Genomic DNA, 18,874 nt, shown 5'->3' on the forward strand with positions numbered 1-18,874 from the left:
CGCCTAATTACTCGAACCAATGGGCTCGGGCGGCCATGATCAACTTGCCGGCACGATCATCGTCAATGCCGTCGATGTCGAGCAGATCGTCAATAGACTGCTCGGCCAGGTCTTCGCGGGTAATTACGCCGCGCACCGCCAGTTCCATCGCCAAATCCTTGTCCATACCCTCAAGCGAGAGCAGGTCTTCGGCCGGATGGGCGTCTGCCAGCTTTTCCTCAGTAGCGATAGCTTTGGTCAACAAACGATCCTTGGCACGAGCACGAAGCTCGTTGACGGTTTCCTCGTCAAAGCCGTCGATGTTGAGCATCTCTTCCACCGGTACGTAGGCAATCTCTTCCAGACTGGTGAAGCCTTCATCTACCAGCACCTGCGCCAGGTCTTCGTCGACTTCCAGCTCGTCGATGAAGTTGCGCAGGATGTCGCCGGTTTCTGCTTGCTGCTTAGCCTGGATGTCCGATTCGGTCATCACGTTCAGGGTCCAGCCAGTCAACTGGCTAGCCAGACGCACGTTCTGACCACCGCGACCGATGGCCTGAGCCAGATTGTCTGCGCCAACGGCGATGTCCATTGCATGGGCATCCTCGTCAACGATAATTGCCGCAACCTCAGCCGGGGACATGGCGTTGATCACGAACTGAGCCGGGTTGTCGTCCCACAGGACGATGTCCACACGTTCACCGCCCAACTCGCCCGACACTGCCTGGACGCGCGAACCGCGCATACCGATGCAAGCGCCTTGCGGGTCAATGCGTTTGTCCTTGGAGCGGACCGCGATCTTGGCGCGCGAACCCGGGTCGCGGGACGCGGCCATCACTTCGATAAGGCCTTCAGCGATTTCCGGCACTTCGATGCGGAACAACTCGATCAGCATTTCCGGCGCGGTACGCGACAGGATCAACTGCGGGCCGCGGTTCTCGGTGCGGATTTCCTTGAGCAGCGCACGCAGGCGTACGCCAACCCGGAAGGTTTCACGGGAGATAATGTCTTCACGAGCCAGCAACGCTTCAGCGTTGTTGCCCAGATCGACGATCACGTTGTCGCGAGTCACTTTCTTCACGGTGCCGGAGATGATTTCCCCCAGGCGCTCGCGGTAGGCGTCAACGACTTGAGCGCGCTCGGCTTCGCGAACCTTCTGCACAATGACTTGCTTGGCAGTCTGTGCCGCGATACGGCCGAACTCGATGGACTCGATCTTTTCTTCGACTACTTCACCGACCTGAGCGCCAGGGTGCGTTTCAGCAACCTTGCTCGGCCAGGTTTCGATGGCCGGATCGTCCAGGTCTGCTTCTTCGACAACCGTCCAACGACGGAAAGTCTCGTAAGCACCGGTGTGGCGATTGATTTCCACACGCAGATCGACTTCGTCCTCAAACCGCTTTTTGGTAGCAGTGGCCAGAGCCAGCTCCAGCGCTTCAAAAATTACGTTTGCCGGTACGCCCTTTTCATTGGATACCGACTCAACAACCAGCAGTACTTCTTTGCTCATCGTACGCCTCGCCTTTCGCAAGCCATTGGATCCGCGGGATCCGCGTCTCAGTCAAAACTGGGAATAATGTTGGCCTTGTCGATCATATCGATCGGCAACAGGAATTCATGGTCTTCTACCTGCACCACGACGTCCTGCTCTTCTACACCGCGCAGAAGGCCCTGAAAGTTGCGTCGCCCTTCAAAAGGCGAGCGCAGCTTGATCTTCACTTGGTCACCGGCAAATTTTGCAAACTGCTCAATAGTGAACAGCGGGCGTTCCATGCCAGGCGAGGAAACCTCAAGGGTGTACTCAACGGCGATTGGATCTTCAACGTCCAGGACACCGCTGATCTGACGGCTGACGATGGCACAATCGTCCACCAGCACGCCGCCTTCTTTATCAATATAAACGCGCAACATTGAGTGGCGACCTTGAGCCGAGAACTCAATACCCCAGCATTCATAGCCTAGGGCCACGACCACCGGGGCCAACAAGGCCTGCAACTCTTCTAGCTTGCTCGACACCTGAACCCCCTCGTGCATGTATGTGCATGCTATGCAAAATAAAAAAATGGGCGAAACGCCCATCCTTGAAACGCCGTCGAACAGCGGCGTAGAAAGTGTCCAGCTAACAAAAAGCCCCTTAAAAGGGGCTCCTTAAACTGGTTGCGGGGGCCGGATTTGAACCGACGACCTTCGGGTTATGAGCCCGACGAGCTACCAGACTGCTCCACCCCGCGACAAAGCTGGGGCGGAAGTATACGACCGATCCCTTGCAGGGTCAATGTAACCTTCCACCTACAAGAAAGCCCGCAACGGCGGGCTCTCCTGATAATTGGTACCGAGAAGGGGACTCGAACCCCTACACCCTATGGGCACAACCACCTCAAGGTTGCGTGTCTACCAATTCCACCACCTCGGCAATACTACGTTTGAAACCCTTCTTACTTTTGCTCTTGAGCTGGAGGCACGTCAGTCGCTGGAGTAGCCGACTTTTGCTCTTGAAGCACCGGTACATCATCAGAAGCCGGTTGTTGCTTTGGAACTTCCAACACTGCCGGGTTTGGCAAACCTACTTGAGTCAGCTGGTGAGCTTTCTCTTTAGCAAAATAACCTAACCCTAAGCTGGTTATGAAGAAACCGGCGGCAAGTATAGCAGTAAACTTACTAAGAAAGGTAGAGGAACCTTGGCTTCCGAACACAGTATTTGAAGCACCTGCTCCGAAAGACGCGCCAGCATCCGCACCTTTACCCTGCTGCAGCAATACCAGAGCAACTACGCCCAATGCACCCAGCAGATGAAAAACGACTACGACTGTTTCCAGCATTTTTTCAGTTTCCCGCGGCGCGAATGATCGCACCGAACTCATCTGCATTCAGGGAAGCTCCACCAATGAGCCCCCCATCGATATCCGGCATGCCGAACAGTTCGACCGCATTGGCCGCCTTCACGCTGCCGCCGTATAGAAGCCGCACACCTTGTGCGACTTCAGAATTTTCTGCCGCTAACTGGGCGCGGATGGCTGCGTGCACATCCTGCGCCTGTTGCGGTGAAGCAGTCAGCCCGGTGCCAATGGCCCAGACCGGCTCGTAAGCAATTACTGCATTTGCAAATACTTCGACACCCAGCTCCTCGATGATGCAGCCCAGCTGACGCCCGACCACTTCAAGAGTTTCCCCGGCTTCCCGCTGCTCCAGGGTCTCCCCTATGCACAACACCGGAATCAAGCCACATGCCTGCGCCGCTGCGAACTTGCGGATCAACATTCCGTCCTGCTCGCCCATAATCTGGCGGCGCTCGGAGTGCCCGACAAGTACCAGGGAACAACCTGCATCCATCAACTGACTCGGCGCAACTTCACCGGTCAATGCACCTTGCCCGGATTCCACCGCAGAATTCTGCGCGCCGACCGAAATCGACTTTCCTTCCAGGCCATCAATCACTTGATTGATATGCAGGCAAGGCGGGAATACCGCTACATCAACACCGCTCGGCAAGGCCAATTGACTCAGGCCTTTGATCAGCTCAGCGACGCTGGCGCGGGTACCGTGCATCTTCCAGTTACCAGCTACCATAGGGCGACGCATGCTGTACCTCGTCGGTCAAAGTGGGCGCAGATGTTACCCAACACAATCATGGCTGGCAAGCCGAATTCAGGCAGAAACTTCTGTAACCAGTTTTGCCAGCTCTTCGGCATAGCCGCGAACCTGTGTTTCGTCCTCGCCTTCCACCATGACGCGCACCAACGGCTCGGTGCCGGACTTGCGCAACAGAACGCGCCCACGACCCGCCATGGCCTTGGTAACGCGCTCGCTGGCCTCCTTGACCGACGGATGATCGAGCGGACTGGCACCACCACCGAAACGCACATTGATCAGCACCTGAGGACACTTGCGCAACGACTGACGGGCTTGAGCCAATCCCTCGGAGCGAGTCTTCAACGCCATCAGCACTTGCAACGCAGCAATGATCGCATCACCGGTGGTGGTGTGATTGAAGCAAACGATGTGACCCGAGTTCTCACCACCTACCAGCCAGTTACGCTCCAGCAGGTCCGCAATCACATAGCGATCGCCGACGTTGGCACGCACAAACGGAATCGACAGATCCGCGAGTGCCAGCTCAAGGCCCAGGTTGCTCATCAACGTCCCGACCACGCCACCTTTCAGCAGGTCGCGCTCATGCAGGTCGCGAGCAATGATGAACAGCAGTTCGTCACCATCGACGATAGCGCCGGTGTGATCGACCATCAGCACGCGGTCGCCATCACCGTCGAACGCAATGCCGAGATCCGCGTGCTCGGCCAGTACAGCCGCCTGCAGCTGCCCCATATGGGTCGAACCGCAGTTTTCATTAATGTTCAAACCATTCGGCTGCGCTGATAGCACGACGACGCTGGCGCCCAACTCGCGGAACACACTCGGCGCGACCTTGTAGGTGGCACCATGAGCGCAATCGATCACGATCTTCAGGCCCGAAAAGCTGGTGCCCGTCGGTACGCTGCTTTTGCAGAATTCGATATAGCGGCCCGAGGCGTCGTTGATTCGCGACACCTTGCCGATCTTGCTCGACTCGACCACAGTCATCGGGGTATCGAGCAACTCTTCGATCATGTGCTCGATTTCATCCGGCAGCTTGGTGCCCTTTCCGGAAAAAAACTTGATGCCGTTGTCATCGTGAGGATTATGCGAAGCACTGATCACAATGCCGGCTTCGGCGTGGAACGTGCGCGTCAGATAGGCGATGGCAGGCGTCGGCATCGGCCCCAGGAGCATCACGTCAGCACCGGCCGACGTCAGCCCGGCCTCGAGCGCTGATTCGAACATGTACCCCGAAATCCGGGTGTCCTTGCCCACCAACACTTTGCAGGCGCCCATTTTGCGGAACGCCATGCCCGCAGCCCAACCGAGCTTGAGCATGAATTCAGGAGTAATCGGATATTCGCCGACCCGACCACGAATGCCGTCGGTGCCAAAGTATTTCTTAGTCATAAGTGCTCCATCATTCTTATTCGGCTGATTCTACCGCGGCGATCATGCGCACCACGTCGACAGTTTCGGCCACATCATGGACGCGCAATATACGCGCACCCTTGAATGAAGCCAGCGCCGCGAGCGCCAGGCCACCAGATAGCCGGTCTCCGACCGGGCGATTCAACGCCTGCCCAATCATGCTCTTGCGCGAAACCCCGACCAACAGGGGCCGCCCGAAGGCATGCAAGGCTTCCATATGCTTGAGCAAACTTAGATTGTGCTGCAAATTTTTCGCAAAGCCAAAACCCGGATCCAGGATGATCCTTTCTGCCGGAATCCCTGCTGCCGCGCACTGAGCCATACGCCCGGCAAGAAACTCGCTCACCTCCAGGGTGACGTTTTCATAGCGCGGATTGTCTTGCATATCACCGGGCTCACCGAGCATATGCATCAGGCAAACCGGCAACCCGGTGTCCGCTGCTGCATCCAGAGCACCCTCACGACGCAATGAACGAACGTCATTGATCAGACCTGCACCCAACCGCGCGCTTTCACGCATAACGGCTGGCGTGGAGGTATCAACGGAGATAATCACGTCCAGTTCGCGATAGATGCGCTCGACGACTGGCGCTACGCGCTCAAGCTCCTCTAGCGGGGAGACTGCCCTGGCACCAGGTCGGGTCGATTCGCCGCCGATATCAATCAGCGTCGCACCGGCCAGCACCATGGCTTCGGCGTGGCGCAAGGCCGCATCGAGCTGGCTGTATTGGCCACCGTCAGAAAAAGAGTCGGGAGTGACATTGAGAATACCCATGACATGCGTCTGGGCCAAATCAAGAACCCGGTTGCCGCAAGGCAACCGGGTCGAGGACAGAACAGAAGTCATTTCAAACCTTAAACGTCAGCAGCCGGACCGCCGATCGGTGTTTCCGGACGCGGATCCTGCACTGCCGGAGGGGTCCCGGAAGTACCGGTGCCACCCGACCAGTCGCGAGGTTCACGAGGCGTGCGACCCGCCATGATGTCGTCGATCTGATCGGCATCGATCGTTTCATACTTCATCAGGGCGTCAGCCATGGCATCAAGCTTGTCACGGTTGTCCGTGAGGATCTGCTTGGCCGTGCCGTAGCACTGATCGATGATGCTGCGCACTTCAGAGTCGATCAACTTGGCTGTCTCACCGGAGAAGCTTGCGCTCTGACCACCGCCGCCGCGACCGAGGAATACTTCACCCTCTTCTTCCGCGTACATCAAAGGACCGAGTTTTTCCGAAAGACCCCACTTGGTCACCATGTTTCGTGCGATCTGGCTGGCACGCATGATGTCGTTGGACGCACCGGTAGTCACACCGTCGAAGCCCAGTGTCATTTCTTCTGCGATGCGGCCGCCGTACAGCGAGCAGATCTGGCTGATCAACGCACGCTTGGACAGACTGTATCGGTCTTCTTCCGGCAGGAACATGGTCACACCCAGCGCACGACCGCGCGGAATGATCGACACCTTGTAGACCGGGTCATGCTCTGGCACGACCCGACCAACAATGGCGTGGCCTGCTTCGTGATAAGCAGTGTTCTGCTTCTCTTTCTCGGACATGACCATGGATTTGCGCTCAGCGCCCATCATGATCTTGTCTTTGGCCAGCTCGAATTCTTTCATCTCGACAATTCGCTTGCCGGTACGGGCAGCGAACAGCGACGCCTCGTTCACCAGGTTGGCGAGGTCGGCACCGGAGAAACCAGGCGTACCACGAGCGATCACGGCCGGAGCGACGTCGTCACCCATCGGCACTTTGCGCATGTGGACTTTGAGAATCTGCTCACGGCCGCGGATGTCCGGCAGACCGACCACGACCTGACGGTCGAAACGACCTGGACGCAGCAATGCAGGGTCGAGTACGTCAGGACGGTTGGTTGCGGCAATGACGATGATGCCGTCATTCATTTCGAAACCGTCCATCTCTACCAGCAACTGGTTGAGAGTCTGTTCGCGCTCGTCGTGACCACCACCCATGCCAGCACCACGATGGCGACCGACAGCGTCGATCTCATCGATGAAAATGATGCACGGCGCGTGCTTCTTGGCTTGCTCGAACATGTCACGAACACGGCTGGCACCGACACCGACAAACATTTCGACGAAATCAGAACCGGAAATGGTGAAAAACGGCACTTTGGCTTCGCCGGCAATCGCTTTCGCGAGCAAGGTTTTACCGGTACCCGGAGGACCAACCATCAGCACGCCGCGAGGAATTCGGCCGCCCAGACGCTGGAACTTGCCCGGATCACGGAGGAACTCGACAAGCTCACCGACTTCTTCCTTGGCTTCGTCGCAACCGGCAACGTCACCCAAGGTAGTTTTGACCTGATCTTCGGAGAGCAGGCGTGCCTTGCTCTTGCCGAAACTCATCGGCCCGCCCTTGCCTCCGGCACCACCCTGCATCTGCCGCATAAAGAACATGAACACGGCGATGATCACCAGGATCGGGAAGCTCGCGACCAGGAGTTGGGTCCAGATACTTTGCTGCTCAGGCTGCTTGCCTTCGACTACCACGTGGTTGTCCACGAGATCGCCGATCAGACCGTTATCCTGGATTGCAGGACGGATGGTCTTGAAGCTGTCGCCATCGTTGCGCTTACCGGTAATCACATAGCCATCAACGGCTACGCGCTCGACCTTGCCATCCTTGACCTGCTGGATGAAGTCGGAATAGTTGAGGGTTTGCGGCTCGTTAGGGCTGGAGAAGTTGTTCATCACTGTCACCAGGACAGCCGCGATGATCAACCACAGGATCAGATTCTTTGCCATATCGTTCAATTAACTACCCTCTGAAGCAAGCTCCGCTAATGGCGCGCGCTTCGCATGATATTCACCGGCCTAACTTACTACATTACCTACGACTCTGGCAGGCGCCGTCTGTAACCCTTTGTGAAACACTTTCTACACAATATTCGCTAAAGCTCACGGGGCGAAATACGAAAAACCTATCGACCCGCAAAAAAACCTCGATTTACTCACTATGGCCGCGATAGCCCCAAGCCAGCATGTATTGCTCGCGGGAACTGCCACGGGAGGAGTCCGGCTTGATCATCTGGACCTTGTCGAATTTCTGACGGGCGTCCTTCACGTAAGCATCAAACCCTTCGCCCTGAAACACCTTGATCACGAAATTACCGCCCGGCTTGAGTATCCGAGCCGCCAGATCAAGAGCCAGCTCACATAGAAACATGGCTTTCGGCATATCTACCTCAGGCGTACCACTCATATTGGGGGCCATATCGGAAATCACAAGGTCCACCTGCGAATTACCCACGGCTTCAAGGATCTGAGCGAGCACTTCGTCCTGGGTGAAGTCACCCTGGATGAAAGTCACGTCCGGGATGCTGTCCATTTCCAGGATGTCCGAGGCGATCAGACGCCCCTGACCACCGATCAGCCGACTAGTGACCTGCGACCAGCCGCCGGGGGCCGCTCCCAGGTCGACAACGCTCATACCCGGACGGATCAGCTTGTATTTCTCCTGGACCTCCAGAAGCTTGTAACTCGCACGCGAGCGGTAACCATCTTTCTGCGCCTGCTTCACATAGGGATCATTGACATGTCTTTTCAGCCAACCAAGGCTTGTCTTGGAACGCGCCATTGGGCACCTCGATGATAAGGGTCGTGATTAATTGGGCGGATCCACGAACCCTCGGGTAAAATGGCCGCCATTTTACAGAATCCAGACGAAAGGGTCAGATTATGCCGCTCACTCAAGAGCAGAAGAAACAGTACAAATCCATTGGCCACCATCTGAAACCCGTTTTGATTGTGGCTGACAACGGTTTGACTGAAGGTGTGTTAGCCGAACTTGAACGCGCTTTGGCGGATCACGAGCTGATCAAAATCAAGCTCAACATCCTCGATCGCGAATCACGCCTGGCGTCCGTTGCAGAGCTCTGCAAGGTCGGCAAAGCGGATCTGGTTCAAGTCATCGGCAAGATGGCACTGATTTACCGCAAGAACTTCAGCGTCAACAAGCAGCTGTCGAACGTCCATCGCTTCAAGTGATGGCAAGGGTCAAGGGTGTGCTTCGCGCACCCTGCCACTCCATCCAGGCACTGGTTGCAACACCAGCACCAGCCCGGAAAAGCCCAGAACGAGATAGCTGAACACCTGCCAACGCACGGCATCTGGCCAGCCCGCACGCGCCACGCCGTACATTACGCATGCATACAGCGCCATCATCAGCAGTTGCCCGCGAATATCGCGCCATAGACTGCCAAGGCCCTCAGCCTGAACCAGCACCAAAGCCTGAAAAATCACGCACGCTGTGGCGAATCCCACCATCAGCGAATTGAGCATGCCTGCAATTTCGTCGATCAGCAGCGGCGCCAGGCCAATTCGCCCCAGCACCGGCAGCAGACCGATATGTAACAGCCACAGGCCGCCAACCCACAACATCTGAGCCAGCTGCCAAAGCATGGCGCCCGCACGGAGCGGGCGCCTTCTTTCAGATGTGGCGGACTTCGACAATCTCGTACTCGATAACGCCACCAGGCGTTTTCACGGCGACCACATCCCCCTCTTCCTTGGCAATCAAGGCGCGAGCCAGTGGCGAACCGACAGAAATCTTGCCGAGTTTGAAGTCAGCCTCGTCCTCACCCACGATGTGGTAAGTGACGCGCTCATCCGTCTCGACGTTGGCGATTTCAACGGTGGTGCCGAAAATCACCTTGCCCGTGCGAGGAATGCTCGTGACGTCGATGATGACCTGGTTCTGGATCCGGCCTTCGATGTCACGAATACGCGCCTCGACCATACCCTGCTGCTCGCGGGCAGCGTGGTATTCGGCGTTTTCCTTCAGGTCACCCAGCTCGCGGGCTGTACCAATGTCCTGGCTGAGCTTCGGACGGATGACCTTGGTCAGGTGAGCGTGTTCTTCTTCCAGGGCTTTCGCGCCCTGGACAGTCATTGGATATTTGATCATGCCTTCAATCCTGCGTGTAGATCCTGCAAGCGGCGCACAGTCTTCTCGGGACCGAACTTCAGCGCTTCGCAGATGGCTTCGCCAGCAGCAATGGTGGTGGTGCAGTAGATCTTGTGCTGCAAGGCGTTGCGACGAATGGAGTACGAGTCAGCGATCGACTGGCGGCCTTCGGTGGTGTTGATGATCAGCGTGACTTCGTCATTCTTGATCATGTCGACCACGTGCGGACGACCCTCGGTCACCTTGTTCACACGACGCACTTTCAGGCCTGCGGCTTCGATCAGCTTGGCAGTACCGGCGGTGGCGACGACTTCAAAGCCCAAGTTGATCAGATCACGGGCCACGCCTGCAACCAGTGGCTTGTCGTCATCACGCACGCTGATGAACGCGGTGCCGCCGGTCGGCAGCACTTCGCTGGCGCCCATCTGGGCCTTCGCGAATGCTTCGCCGAAGGTGTCGCCGACGCCCATCACTTCACCGGTGGACTTCATCTCAGGGCCCAGAATCGGGTCCACACCAGGGAATTTGGCGAACGGGAACACCGCCTCTTTCACGCTGTAGAAGTTCGGGATGATTTCCTTGGTGAAGCCGATTTCCTTCAGGGTTTTACCGGCCATGACGCGAGCCGCGATCATTGCCAGGGAAACACCGATGCACTTCGACACGAACGGTACGGTACGGGAAGCGCGCGGGTTGACTTCGATGACGTAGATGTCCTCGCCTTGCAACGCCAACTGCACGTTCATCAGGCCGACAACGCCCAGTTCCAGGGCCATCTTCTTGACCTGTTCGCGCATCTCGTCCTGAATGTGCGCAGGCAGCGAGTACGGCGGCAGGGAGCACGCGGAGTCACCGGAGTGAACACCCGCCTGCTCGATGTGCTGCATGATTGCGCCGATCACCACGTCGGTGCCGTCGCAGACCGCATCCACGTCCATTTCGATGGCGCAGTTGAGGAAGTGGTCGAGCAGCACCGGGCTGTCGTTCGACACTTTCACCGCGTCACGCAGGTAGCGTTTGAGTTCTTCTTCTTCGTAGACGATTTCCATGGCACGGCCGCCCAGTACGTAGGACGGGCGAACCACCAGCGGGTAACCGATCTTGCTCGCGGCACGAATCGCTTCGTCTTCGCTGCGCACGGTCGCGTTTGGCGGCTGACGCAGGTTCAGACGCTCAACCATCTGCTGGAAGCGTTCACGGTCTTCGGCACGGTCGATGGCGTCAGGGCTGGTGCCGATGATCGGCACGCCGGCTTCTTCCAGGGCGCGAGCCAGTTTCAGTGGAGTCTGACCGCCATACTGGACGATCACGCCTTTCGGCTTCTCGACGCGGACGATTTCCAGCACGTCTTCCAGTGTCACGGGTTCGAAGTACAGGCGATCGGAGGTGTCGTAGTCGGTGGATACGGTTTCCGGGTTGCAGTTGACCATGATGGTCTCGTAACCGTCGGCGCGCAGAGCCAGTGCCGCGTGTACGCAGCAGTAGTCGAACTCGATGCCTTGGCCGATACGGTTAGGACCGCCGCCGAGGATCATGATCTTGTCGCGGCCCGACGGCGCGGCTTCGCACTCTTCCTCGTAAGTTGAGTACATGTAGGCAGTGTCGGTGGCGAACTCGGCCGCGCAGGTGTCAACGCGTTTGTAGACCGGGAAGATCTCCAGCTTGTGACGGTGGCGACGCAAAGCTTTTTCGGTCACGCCCAGCAGCTTGGCCAGACGCATGTCGGAGAAGCCTTTGCGCTTGAGCTTGAACATCAAGTCGCGGTCGATGCTGGCCAGACCCAGGGTCTTGACCTTCTCTTCTTCCTTGATCAGATCTTCGATCTGCACCAGGAACCACGGGTCGATCATGTTCATGCCGAAGATGTCTTCGACCGACAGGCCGGCGCGGAAGGCGTCAGCCACGTACCAGATGCGCTCGGCGCCCGGCACGGTCAGTTCGCGCTTGAGGATGCTCATGCTTTCCGGATTGCTCAGGTCGAGCTTCTCGTCCAGACCGCAAACGCCCACCTCCAGGCCGCGCAGGGCTTTCTGCAGGGATTCCTGGAAGGTCCGGCCGATGGCCATGACTTCACCAACCGACTTCATTTGAGTGGTCAGGCGTGCGTCGGCTTTCGGGAATTTCTCGAAGGCGAAACGCGGCAGCTTGGTGACGACATAGTCGATCGACGGCTCGAAGGATGCCGGCGTAGCGCCGCCGGTGATTTCGTTCTGCAACTCATCCAGGGTATAGCCGATCGCCAACTTGGCAGCGATACGCGCAATCGGGAAACCGGTAGCTTTCGACGCCAGGGCCGAGGAACGGGACACCCGCGGGTTCATCTCGATGACGACCATACGGCCGGTGTCCGGGCAGATGCCGAACTGCACGTTAGAACCGCCGGTCTCCACGCCGATCTCACGCAGTACCGCCAGGGAGGCGTTCCGCATGATCTGGTATTCCTTGTCCGTCAGGGTCTGCGCCGGCGCAACAGTGATCGAGTCACCGGTGTGCACGCCCATCGGGTCAAAGTTTTCGATGGAGCAGACGATGATGCAGTTGTCCTTCTTATCGCGGACAACCTCCATCTCGTATTCTTTCCAGCCGATCAGGGATTCGTCGATCAGCAGCTCTTTGGTCGGCGACAGGTCCAGACCACGGGCGCAGATTTCTTCGAACTCTTCGCGGTTGTAAGCGATACCACCGCCGGTGCCACCCATGGTGAAGGACGGACGGATGATGCACGGGAAGCCCAGCTTCTCGAGCACGGTGTTGGCTTCTTCCATGCTGTGGGCGATACCCGAACGCGGGCAGTCCAAACCGATGGATTTCATCGCCTTGTCAAAACGCGAGCGGTCTTCTGCCTTGTCGATGGTGTCGGCGTCGGCGCCAATCATCTCTACGCCGAACTTCTCCAGAACGCCTTCGCGCTCCAGGTCCAGTGCGCAGTTCAGAGCGGTCTGGCCGCCCATGGTGGGCAACAGAGCGTCCGGACGTTCTGTCTCGATGATCTTGGCGACGGTCTGCCACTTGATCGGCTCGATGTACGTGGCGTCGGCCATGTCCGGGTCGGTCATGATCGTCGCCGGGTTGGAGTTCACCAGGATGACGCGGTAACCCTCTTCGCGCAGGGCTTTGCAGGCCTGGGCGCCGGAGTAGTCGAATTCGCAAGCCTGGCCGATCACAATCGGGCCAGCGCCGAGAATCAGGATGCTTTTTATGTCTGTACGTTTTGGCATGGGTTTGTCACTCAAATCCGCAGGTCAGTCGGCAAGCCGTCTTGTTCAATCTGTGAAGCCTTGAGGGGGTCGCCGGTGTCGGGACCACCCTCAAGCTTTGCTGCATCAGGGCAAGCGATCAGCGTCGCTTGGCCATTTCGTTGATGAAGCGATCAAACAGAGGCGCTACGTCGTTCGGGCCAGGGCTCGCTTCCGGGTGACCCTGAAAGCTGAAGGCGCTCTTGTCGGTACGCTCGATGCCTTGCAGGGTGCCGTCGAACAGCGATTTGTGGATCGCGCGAACGTTGGCTGGCAGGGTCGTTTCGTCTACCGCAAAACCGTGGTTCTGGCTGGTGATCATCACCACACCGCTGTCCAGATCCTGGACCGGGTGGTTGGCACCGTGGTGGCCGTGGCCCATTTTCAGGGTCTTGGCGCCGGAGGCCAGGGCCAGCAGTTGGTGACCGAGGCAGATGCCGAACACCGGAATCTCGGTTTCGAGCACGTCCTTGATCGCCTGAATCGCGTAGTCGCAAGGCTCCGGATCACCTGGGCCGTTAGACAGGAACACGCCGTCCGGCTTCAGCGCCAGCACGTCGGCGGCCGGGGTCTGTGCCGGCACAACGGTCACGCGGCAACCGCGCTCGACCAGCATGCGCAGGATGTTCAGCTTGACGCCATAGTCGTAGGCAACGACGTGGTATGGCAGCTCGGAAGCGTCGATGGTCGCGTGGCTGTCGGTTTTCAGGTCCCAGACAGTCGAGCGCCACTCGTAGGCTTCCTTGGTGCTGACGACTTTCGCCAGGTCCATGCCCTTGAGGCCAGGAAAACCCTGAGCCGCGGCGATGGCCGCTTCTTCGGAAATGTTGTCACCGGCCATGATGCAGCCGTTCTGTGCGCCTTTCTCACGCAGGATGCGCGTCAGGCGGCGGGTGTCGATACCGGCGATTGCCACGACATTGTTGGCTTTCAGGTAATCGGCCAGGGACATCGTGTTACGCCAGTTGCTCGCAACCAGTGGCAGGTCACGGATGACCAGGCCAGCGGACCAGACGCGATCGGACTCGGCATCTTCCGGCGTGGTGCCCGTGTTGCCGATGTGCGGGTACGTCAGGGTAACGATCTGTTGGGCGTAGGAAGGATCGGTAAGGATTTCCTGATAGCCGGTCATGGCGGTGTTGAACACCACCTCTCCAACGGTTTGACCGTCGGCTCCAATGGCTTCGCCGCGAAAAATGCTGCCATCAGCAAGGGCGAGTATGGCTGGCTTAGTCAAGAAGACCTCCCGTAAATAAAGCCTGAAAGGGCGATCGCAGGTGTAAAAAAGCGGAGTGACGTATGGACACGTCACCCCGCTCATTCACTGAATTATTCTGCGCGCTTTTAGTGAACACACTAAAGCTGTAGCTTACAGAAAAAGGCATTTTTGGTCTACCGCCAATGAGCCTTAAAGGCCGGGGAATGCGACAGGGCGTCGCTTGGCGTAATAAAACCGGGCCAAACGCAAGGTTTGAGCCCGATTTCGGCGGCACCTTAACGCAGGTCGAGCACGTCTTGCATGTCGTACAGGCCTGGCTTGCGACCCTCCAGCCACAACGCCGCACGCACCGCACCCTTGGCGAACGTCATGCGACTCGAAGCCTTATGCGTGATTTCGAGGCGCTCGCCTTCACAGGCAAACAGCACAGTGTGATCACCGACCACATCACCACCACGAACAGTGGCGAAACCGATCGTTTCACGCTCCCGCGCACCGGTGTGGCCTTCACGCCCGTACACCGCGACCTTCTGCAGATCGCGATTCAGCGCGCTGGCAATCACTTCACCCATGCGCAGTGCAGTGCCCGAAGGCGCATCGATCTTGTGCCGGTGATGAGCCTCGATGATCTCGATATCGGCCTCATCACCCAGCACCCGAGCGGCCATGTCGAGCAGCTTCAGCGACAGGTTCACCCCGACACTGAAATTGGCCGCGAACACGATCGGGATGTCCTTGCCCGTCTCGACCAGCAACTGCCTCTGAGCGGCATCCAGGCCGGTCGTGCCGATGACCATGGCTTTGCCCGCCTTACGACAGAACGCCAGGTTTTTCAGCATGACTTCCGGGAGCGTGAAGTCGATCAACACGTCGAACTCTTCAGCCACCGCTTCCACATGAGCGGACAGCGGCACGCCAATGCGCCCGAGCGAAGCCAGTTCGCCGGCATCCACGCCAATCAGCGTGCTGCCGGGACGCACGATGGCAGCGGTGAGACCGGTCAGCGGTGCGCGTTGCTGCACCGCTTCAACCAGGATCTTGCCCATGCGGCCAGCGGCGCCCATCACAGCTATACGTCGCATGCTCACTCCTTACAGGTCGCCGAAGAAGCGCTTCACGCCTTCGAACCAACCCGTGGTTTTCGGCGAGTGGCTGTTATCGTCCGCCAGTGAACTGCGGAACTCTTCCAGCAATTCGCGCTGACGGCGACCCAGGTTGACCGGCGTTTCCACCGCCACACGACACATCAAGTCACCCGCACCGCCACCACGCACGGGCGCAACGCCCTTGCCGCGAACACGGAACTGCTTGCCGGTCTGAGTCCCTTCCGGGATTTTCAGTTTGACCCGACCATCAAGGGTCGGAATTTCCAGTTCACCACCCAGTGCCGCATCGACGAAGCTGATCGGCACTTCGCAGAACAGGTGTTTGCCGTCGCGCTGGAAAATCGCGTGCTCGCGCACGTTGATCACCACGTACAGATCACCCGTAGGCCCACCCTGAGCGCCCGCCTCGCCTTCGCCCGACAGGCGGATGCGGTCACCGGTATCGACACCGGCCGGCACCTTCACGGAAAGGGTTTTGTACTCTTCGACGCGACCGTCACCGTTGCAGGAGGTGCACGGGTCGGAAATGACCTTGCCCTGGCCATGGCAACGCGGGCAGGTCTGCTGCACCGAGAAGAAGCCTTGCTGCATGCGCACCTGACCGATGCCGCCACAGGTAGGGCAGGTGACCGGCGAGGAGCCTTTCTTGGCACCGGAGCCATCGCAGGGCTTGCAGTTGACCAGTGTCGGAACGCGGATATTCACAGTGGTGCCGCGCACCGCTTCTTCCAGGTTCAGCTCCAGGGTGTAACGCAGGTCGCTGCCACGCTGAGCGCCGCCACGAGCACCGCCGCGACCGCCACCGAAGAAATCACTGAAGACATCACCGAAGATGTCAGAGAAATTCTGACCGCCAAACCCGGCACCGCCGCCGCCCATGCTCGGGTCGACACCGGCATGACCGTATTGGTCGTACGCCGCGCGCTTGCTCGAATCGGACAGCACTTCGTAGGCCTCGTTGGCCTCTTTAAACATCTCTTCCGATGCTTTGTCATCGGGATTACGGTCCGGGTGGTGCTTCATCGCCAGGCGACGGTAGGCCTTTTTCAGGTCTGCTTCACTTGAGCCGCGCTCAACACCCAATACTTCGTAATAGTCACGCTTTGCCATAAGTCTTTGCACTCTTAAGGACGTTCGGCAAACCTCTCCTGAGCCTCGCCAAACTCGTTGAGCCCCAATACAGGCCCGGACCCAACTCACGTCAATTCAACGATCCTGGTCTTTGATTCATTGCGGTACTTTCGGCGCGGAAAGCAGGAGCATTCCCGGCCATACCACCAGCGCGCGAGCGTTGTCGCATGCTGTAAAAATTCGTGTACTCCAGACACGCCAACGCGGGAGCAAGCTCCCGCGCGGCGACATCCTACCAGTCACCGCCGCGAGGCAGTCAACCGGACGACCACTGACTTACTTGTGGTCTTTGACTTCTTCGAACTCAGCATCGACAACGTCGTCAGCCTTTTCAGCTTTTTCGTCGTGCGGCGCCGCGCCTTCAGCAGGCTGAGCCTGTTCGGCGTACATCTTCTGCGCCACAGGCGCCGAGACTTTCGACAGCTCTTCAACCTTGGCTTCGATGGCTTCCTTGTCGTCGCCTTTGACGGCGGCTTCCAGGGCAACCACGGCCGCTTCGATTGCAGTCTTCTCTTCAGCGGTCACTTTATCGCCAGCGTCTGCGACCATTTTGCGCGTCGAGTGAACCAGTGCATCGCCCTGGTTACGGGCAGCGGCGAGCTCTTCGAACTGACGATCTGCGTCGACGTTGGCTTCAGCATCGCGAATCATCTGCTGAATTTCTTCCTCGGACAGACCGGAGTTGGCCTTGATCACGATCGACTGGGTCTTGCCGGTGGCCTTGTCTTTGGCGCCTACGTGCAGAATGCCGTTGGCGTCGATGTCGAAGGTCACTTCGATTTGCGGCACGCCGCGTGGTGCTGGTGGAATCTCGGCCAGGTCGAACTTGCCCAAAGACTTGTTCTGAGCCGCTTGCTTGCGCTCACCTTGCAGCACGTGAATGGTCACTGCGCCCTGGTTGTCGTCAGCAGTCGAGAACACTTGCGATTTCTTGGTAGGAATCGTGGTGTTTTTCTCGATCAGCGCGGTCATCACGCCGCCCATGGTCTCGATACCCAGGGTCAGCGGGCTGACGTCGAGCAGCAGAACGTCCTTCACGTCACCAGCCAACACGGCGCCCTGGATGGCAGCACCCATGGCAACAGCTTCGTCCGGGTTAACGTCTTTACGAGCTTCTTTACCAAAGAACTCGGTCACCAGCTTCTGAACCAGTGGCATACGGGTCTGACCGCCGACCAGGATCACGTCGTTGATCGCGCCAACGTCGATACCGGAGTCTTTCAGAGCGATGCGGCAAGGTTCGATGGTGCGTTGAACCAAATCCTCTACCAGCGCTTCCAGCTTGGCGCGGGAGATTTTCACGTTCAAGTGCTTGGGACCGGTGGCGTCTGCAGTGATGTACGGCAGGTTCACGTCGGTCGAGTTGCTCGAAGACAGTTCGATCTTGGCTTTTTCAGCGGCTTCTTTCAGGCGCTGCATGGCCAGCGGGTCACCTTTAAGGTTCATGCCGCTTTCTTTCTTGAATTCGTCGACGAGGTAGTCGATCAGACGAATATCAAAGTCTTCACCGCCCAGGAACGTGTCACCGTTGGTGGCCAACACTTCGAACTGGTGCTCGCCATCGACTTCAGCGATCTCGATCACGGAAACGTCGAAAGTACCGCCGCCCAAGTCGTAAACGATCACGGTGTGATCACCTTTCGCCTTGTCCATACCGTAAGCCAGAGCGGCTGCGGTTGGTTCGTTGATGATACGTTTAACGTCCAGGCCCGCGATGCGGCCGGCGTCTTTGGTCGCCTGGCGCTGGCTGTCGTTGAAGTAGGCCGGAACGGTGATCACCGCTTCGGTCACTGGCTCGCCGAGGTAGTCTTCGGCGGTCTTCTTCATTTTCTTCAGAATTTCAGCCGAGATCTGTGGCGGCGACATTTTCTGGCCGTTCACTTCAACCCATGCGTCGCCGTTGTCAGCCTTGGCGATTTTGTACGGGACCATCTTGATGTCTTTCTGTACGACTTCTTCGTCGAACTTACGACCGATCAGACGCTTCACCGCGTACAGGGTGTTGTGCGGATTGGTCACAGCCTGACGCTTGGCCGATTGGCCGACGAGGATTTCACCATCGTTGGCGTACGCAATGATCGACGGTGTGGTGCGCGCGCCTTCAGCGTTTTCGATAACTTTGGATTTGCCGTTTTCCATCACGGAGACGCAGGAGTTGGTAGTCCCCAGGTCGATACCGATAATTTTGCCCATGTTAACTCTCCCGAAACTTTGGATTTGGTTGCCGCAGCAGTGGTGGCTAACTGCGGTAGCACTTAAACGCTTGACTTAT

The 18,874-nt window shown here is 58.1% G+C and carries 16 protein-coding genes and 2 tRNA genes; 1 reads left to right on the top strand and 17 read right to left on the bottom strand.

What is annotated here, in order from left to right:
• Window positions 1–7 precede the first annotated feature (7 nt).
• The 10 genes from nusA to rlmE all read right to left on the bottom strand — a co-directional run bounded on the left by nusA (window position 8) and on the right by rlmE (window position 8,581).
• Window positions 8–1,489: a transcription termination factor NusA gene (gene nusA, locus ACYZT4_RS16905; protein WP_461981495.1), complete on the bottom strand. Its 1,482-nt coding sequence runs from the start codon at window positions 1,487–1,489 to the stop codon at window positions 8–10.
• 47 nt (window positions 1,490–1,536) lie between these two features.
• On the bottom strand, window positions 1,537–1,995 hold the full coding sequence (gene rimP, locus ACYZT4_RS16910) for a ribosome maturation factor RimP (RefSeq protein ID WP_282375324.1): 459 nt from the start codon (window positions 1,993–1,995) through the stop codon (window positions 1,537–1,539).
• A gap of 138 nt (window positions 1,996–2,133) precedes the next feature.
• Window positions 2,134–2,210: transfer RNA gene (locus ACYZT4_RS16915), tRNA-Met, on the bottom strand.
• 96 nt (window positions 2,211–2,306) lie between these two features.
• Window positions 2,307–2,392: transfer RNA gene (locus ACYZT4_RS16920), tRNA-Leu, on the bottom strand.
• Window positions 2,393–2,414: 22 nt separating this feature from the next.
• The gene (secG, locus tag ACYZT4_RS16925; protein ID WP_017336473.1) at window positions 2,415–2,798 is read right to left on the bottom strand and encodes a preprotein translocase subunit SecG; all 384 of its coding nucleotides are present in this window, start codon (window positions 2,796–2,798) and stop codon (window positions 2,415–2,417) included.
• A gap of 4 nt (window positions 2,799–2,802) precedes the next feature.
• Window positions 2,803–3,558: a triose-phosphate isomerase gene (gene tpiA, locus ACYZT4_RS16930; protein WP_461981498.1), complete on the bottom strand. Its 756-nt coding sequence runs from the start codon at window positions 3,556–3,558 to the stop codon at window positions 2,803–2,805.
• A gap of 66 nt (window positions 3,559–3,624) precedes the next feature.
• On the bottom strand, window positions 3,625–4,962 hold the full coding sequence (glmM, locus tag ACYZT4_RS16935) for a phosphoglucosamine mutase (protein ID WP_461981500.1): 1,338 nt from the start codon (window positions 4,960–4,962) through the stop codon (window positions 3,625–3,627).
• 16 nt (window positions 4,963–4,978) lie between these two features.
• Window positions 4,979–5,830, bottom strand: a complete 852-nt coding sequence (folP, locus tag ACYZT4_RS16940) for a dihydropteroate synthase (protein WP_461981502.1) — start codon at window positions 5,828–5,830, stop codon at window positions 4,979–4,981.
• A gap of 8 nt (window positions 5,831–5,838) precedes the next feature.
• Window positions 5,839–7,749 (bottom strand): ATP-dependent zinc metalloprotease FtsH, encoded by a 1,911-nt coding sequence (gene ftsH, locus ACYZT4_RS16945; protein WP_438657941.1) that lies wholly within the window; start codon window positions 7,747–7,749, stop codon window positions 5,839–5,841.
• Between the two features lie 202 nt (window positions 7,750–7,951).
• The gene (gene rlmE, locus ACYZT4_RS16950) at window positions 7,952–8,581 is read right to left on the bottom strand and encodes a 23S rRNA (uridine(2552)-2'-O)-methyltransferase RlmE (protein WP_461981504.1); all 630 of its coding nucleotides are present in this window, start codon (window positions 8,579–8,581) and stop codon (window positions 7,952–7,954) included.
• Window positions 8,582–8,682: 101 nt separating this feature from the next.
• On the opposite strand from rlmE, the gene ACYZT4_RS16955 reads away from it, so the two are divergent.
• Complete coding sequence (locus tag ACYZT4_RS16955) at window positions 8,683–8,991, top strand: YhbY family RNA-binding protein (RefSeq protein WP_059403182.1); 309 nt, start codon at window positions 8,683–8,685, stop codon at window positions 8,989–8,991.
• Between the two features lie 9 nt (window positions 8,992–9,000).
• On the opposite strand, the gene ACYZT4_RS16960 is transcribed toward ACYZT4_RS16955, so the two are convergent.
• The 7 genes from ACYZT4_RS16960 to dnaK all read right to left on the bottom strand — a co-directional run bounded on the left by ACYZT4_RS16960 (window position 9,001) and on the right by dnaK (window position 18,795).
• Complete coding sequence (locus ACYZT4_RS16960; protein ID WP_461981506.1) at window positions 9,001–9,405, bottom strand: MFS transporter; 405 nt, start codon at window positions 9,403–9,405, stop codon at window positions 9,001–9,003.
• 28 nt (window positions 9,406–9,433) lie between these two features.
• Window positions 9,434–9,910: a transcription elongation factor GreA gene (gene greA, locus ACYZT4_RS16965; protein ID WP_461981508.1), complete on the bottom strand. Its 477-nt coding sequence runs from the start codon at window positions 9,908–9,910 to the stop codon at window positions 9,434–9,436.
• On the bottom strand, window positions 9,907–13,128 hold the full coding sequence (carB, locus tag ACYZT4_RS16970; RefSeq protein WP_461981510.1) for a carbamoyl-phosphate synthase large subunit: 3,222 nt from the start codon (window positions 13,126–13,128) through the stop codon (window positions 9,907–9,909). The genes greA and carB overlap by 4 nt, the downstream gene beginning before the upstream one ends.
• Before the next feature lie 118 nt (window positions 13,129–13,246).
• Window positions 13,247–14,383 (bottom strand): glutamine-hydrolyzing carbamoyl-phosphate synthase small subunit, encoded by a 1,137-nt coding sequence (gene carA / locus ACYZT4_RS16975; protein WP_461981512.1) that lies wholly within the window; start codon window positions 14,381–14,383, stop codon window positions 13,247–13,249.
• Between the two features lie 257 nt (window positions 14,384–14,640).
• The gene (dapB, locus tag ACYZT4_RS16980) at window positions 14,641–15,447 is read right to left on the bottom strand and encodes a 4-hydroxy-tetrahydrodipicolinate reductase (RefSeq protein ID WP_461981514.1); all 807 of its coding nucleotides are present in this window, start codon (window positions 15,445–15,447) and stop codon (window positions 14,641–14,643) included.
• A 9-nt stretch (window positions 15,448–15,456) separates the two neighbouring features.
• Window positions 15,457–16,581, bottom strand: a complete 1,125-nt coding sequence (gene dnaJ / locus ACYZT4_RS16985) for a molecular chaperone DnaJ (RefSeq protein WP_461981516.1) — start codon at window positions 16,579–16,581, stop codon at window positions 15,457–15,459.
• A 297-nt stretch (window positions 16,582–16,878) separates the two neighbouring features.
• Window positions 16,879–18,795, bottom strand: coding sequence for a molecular chaperone DnaK (dnaK, locus tag ACYZT4_RS16990; RefSeq protein WP_461981518.1), 1,917 nt, complete (start codon window positions 18,793–18,795; stop codon window positions 16,879–16,881).
• Window positions 18,796–18,874 lie beyond the last annotated feature (79 nt).

This window comes from Pseudomonas sp. GB2N2, from assembly GCF_054897705.1.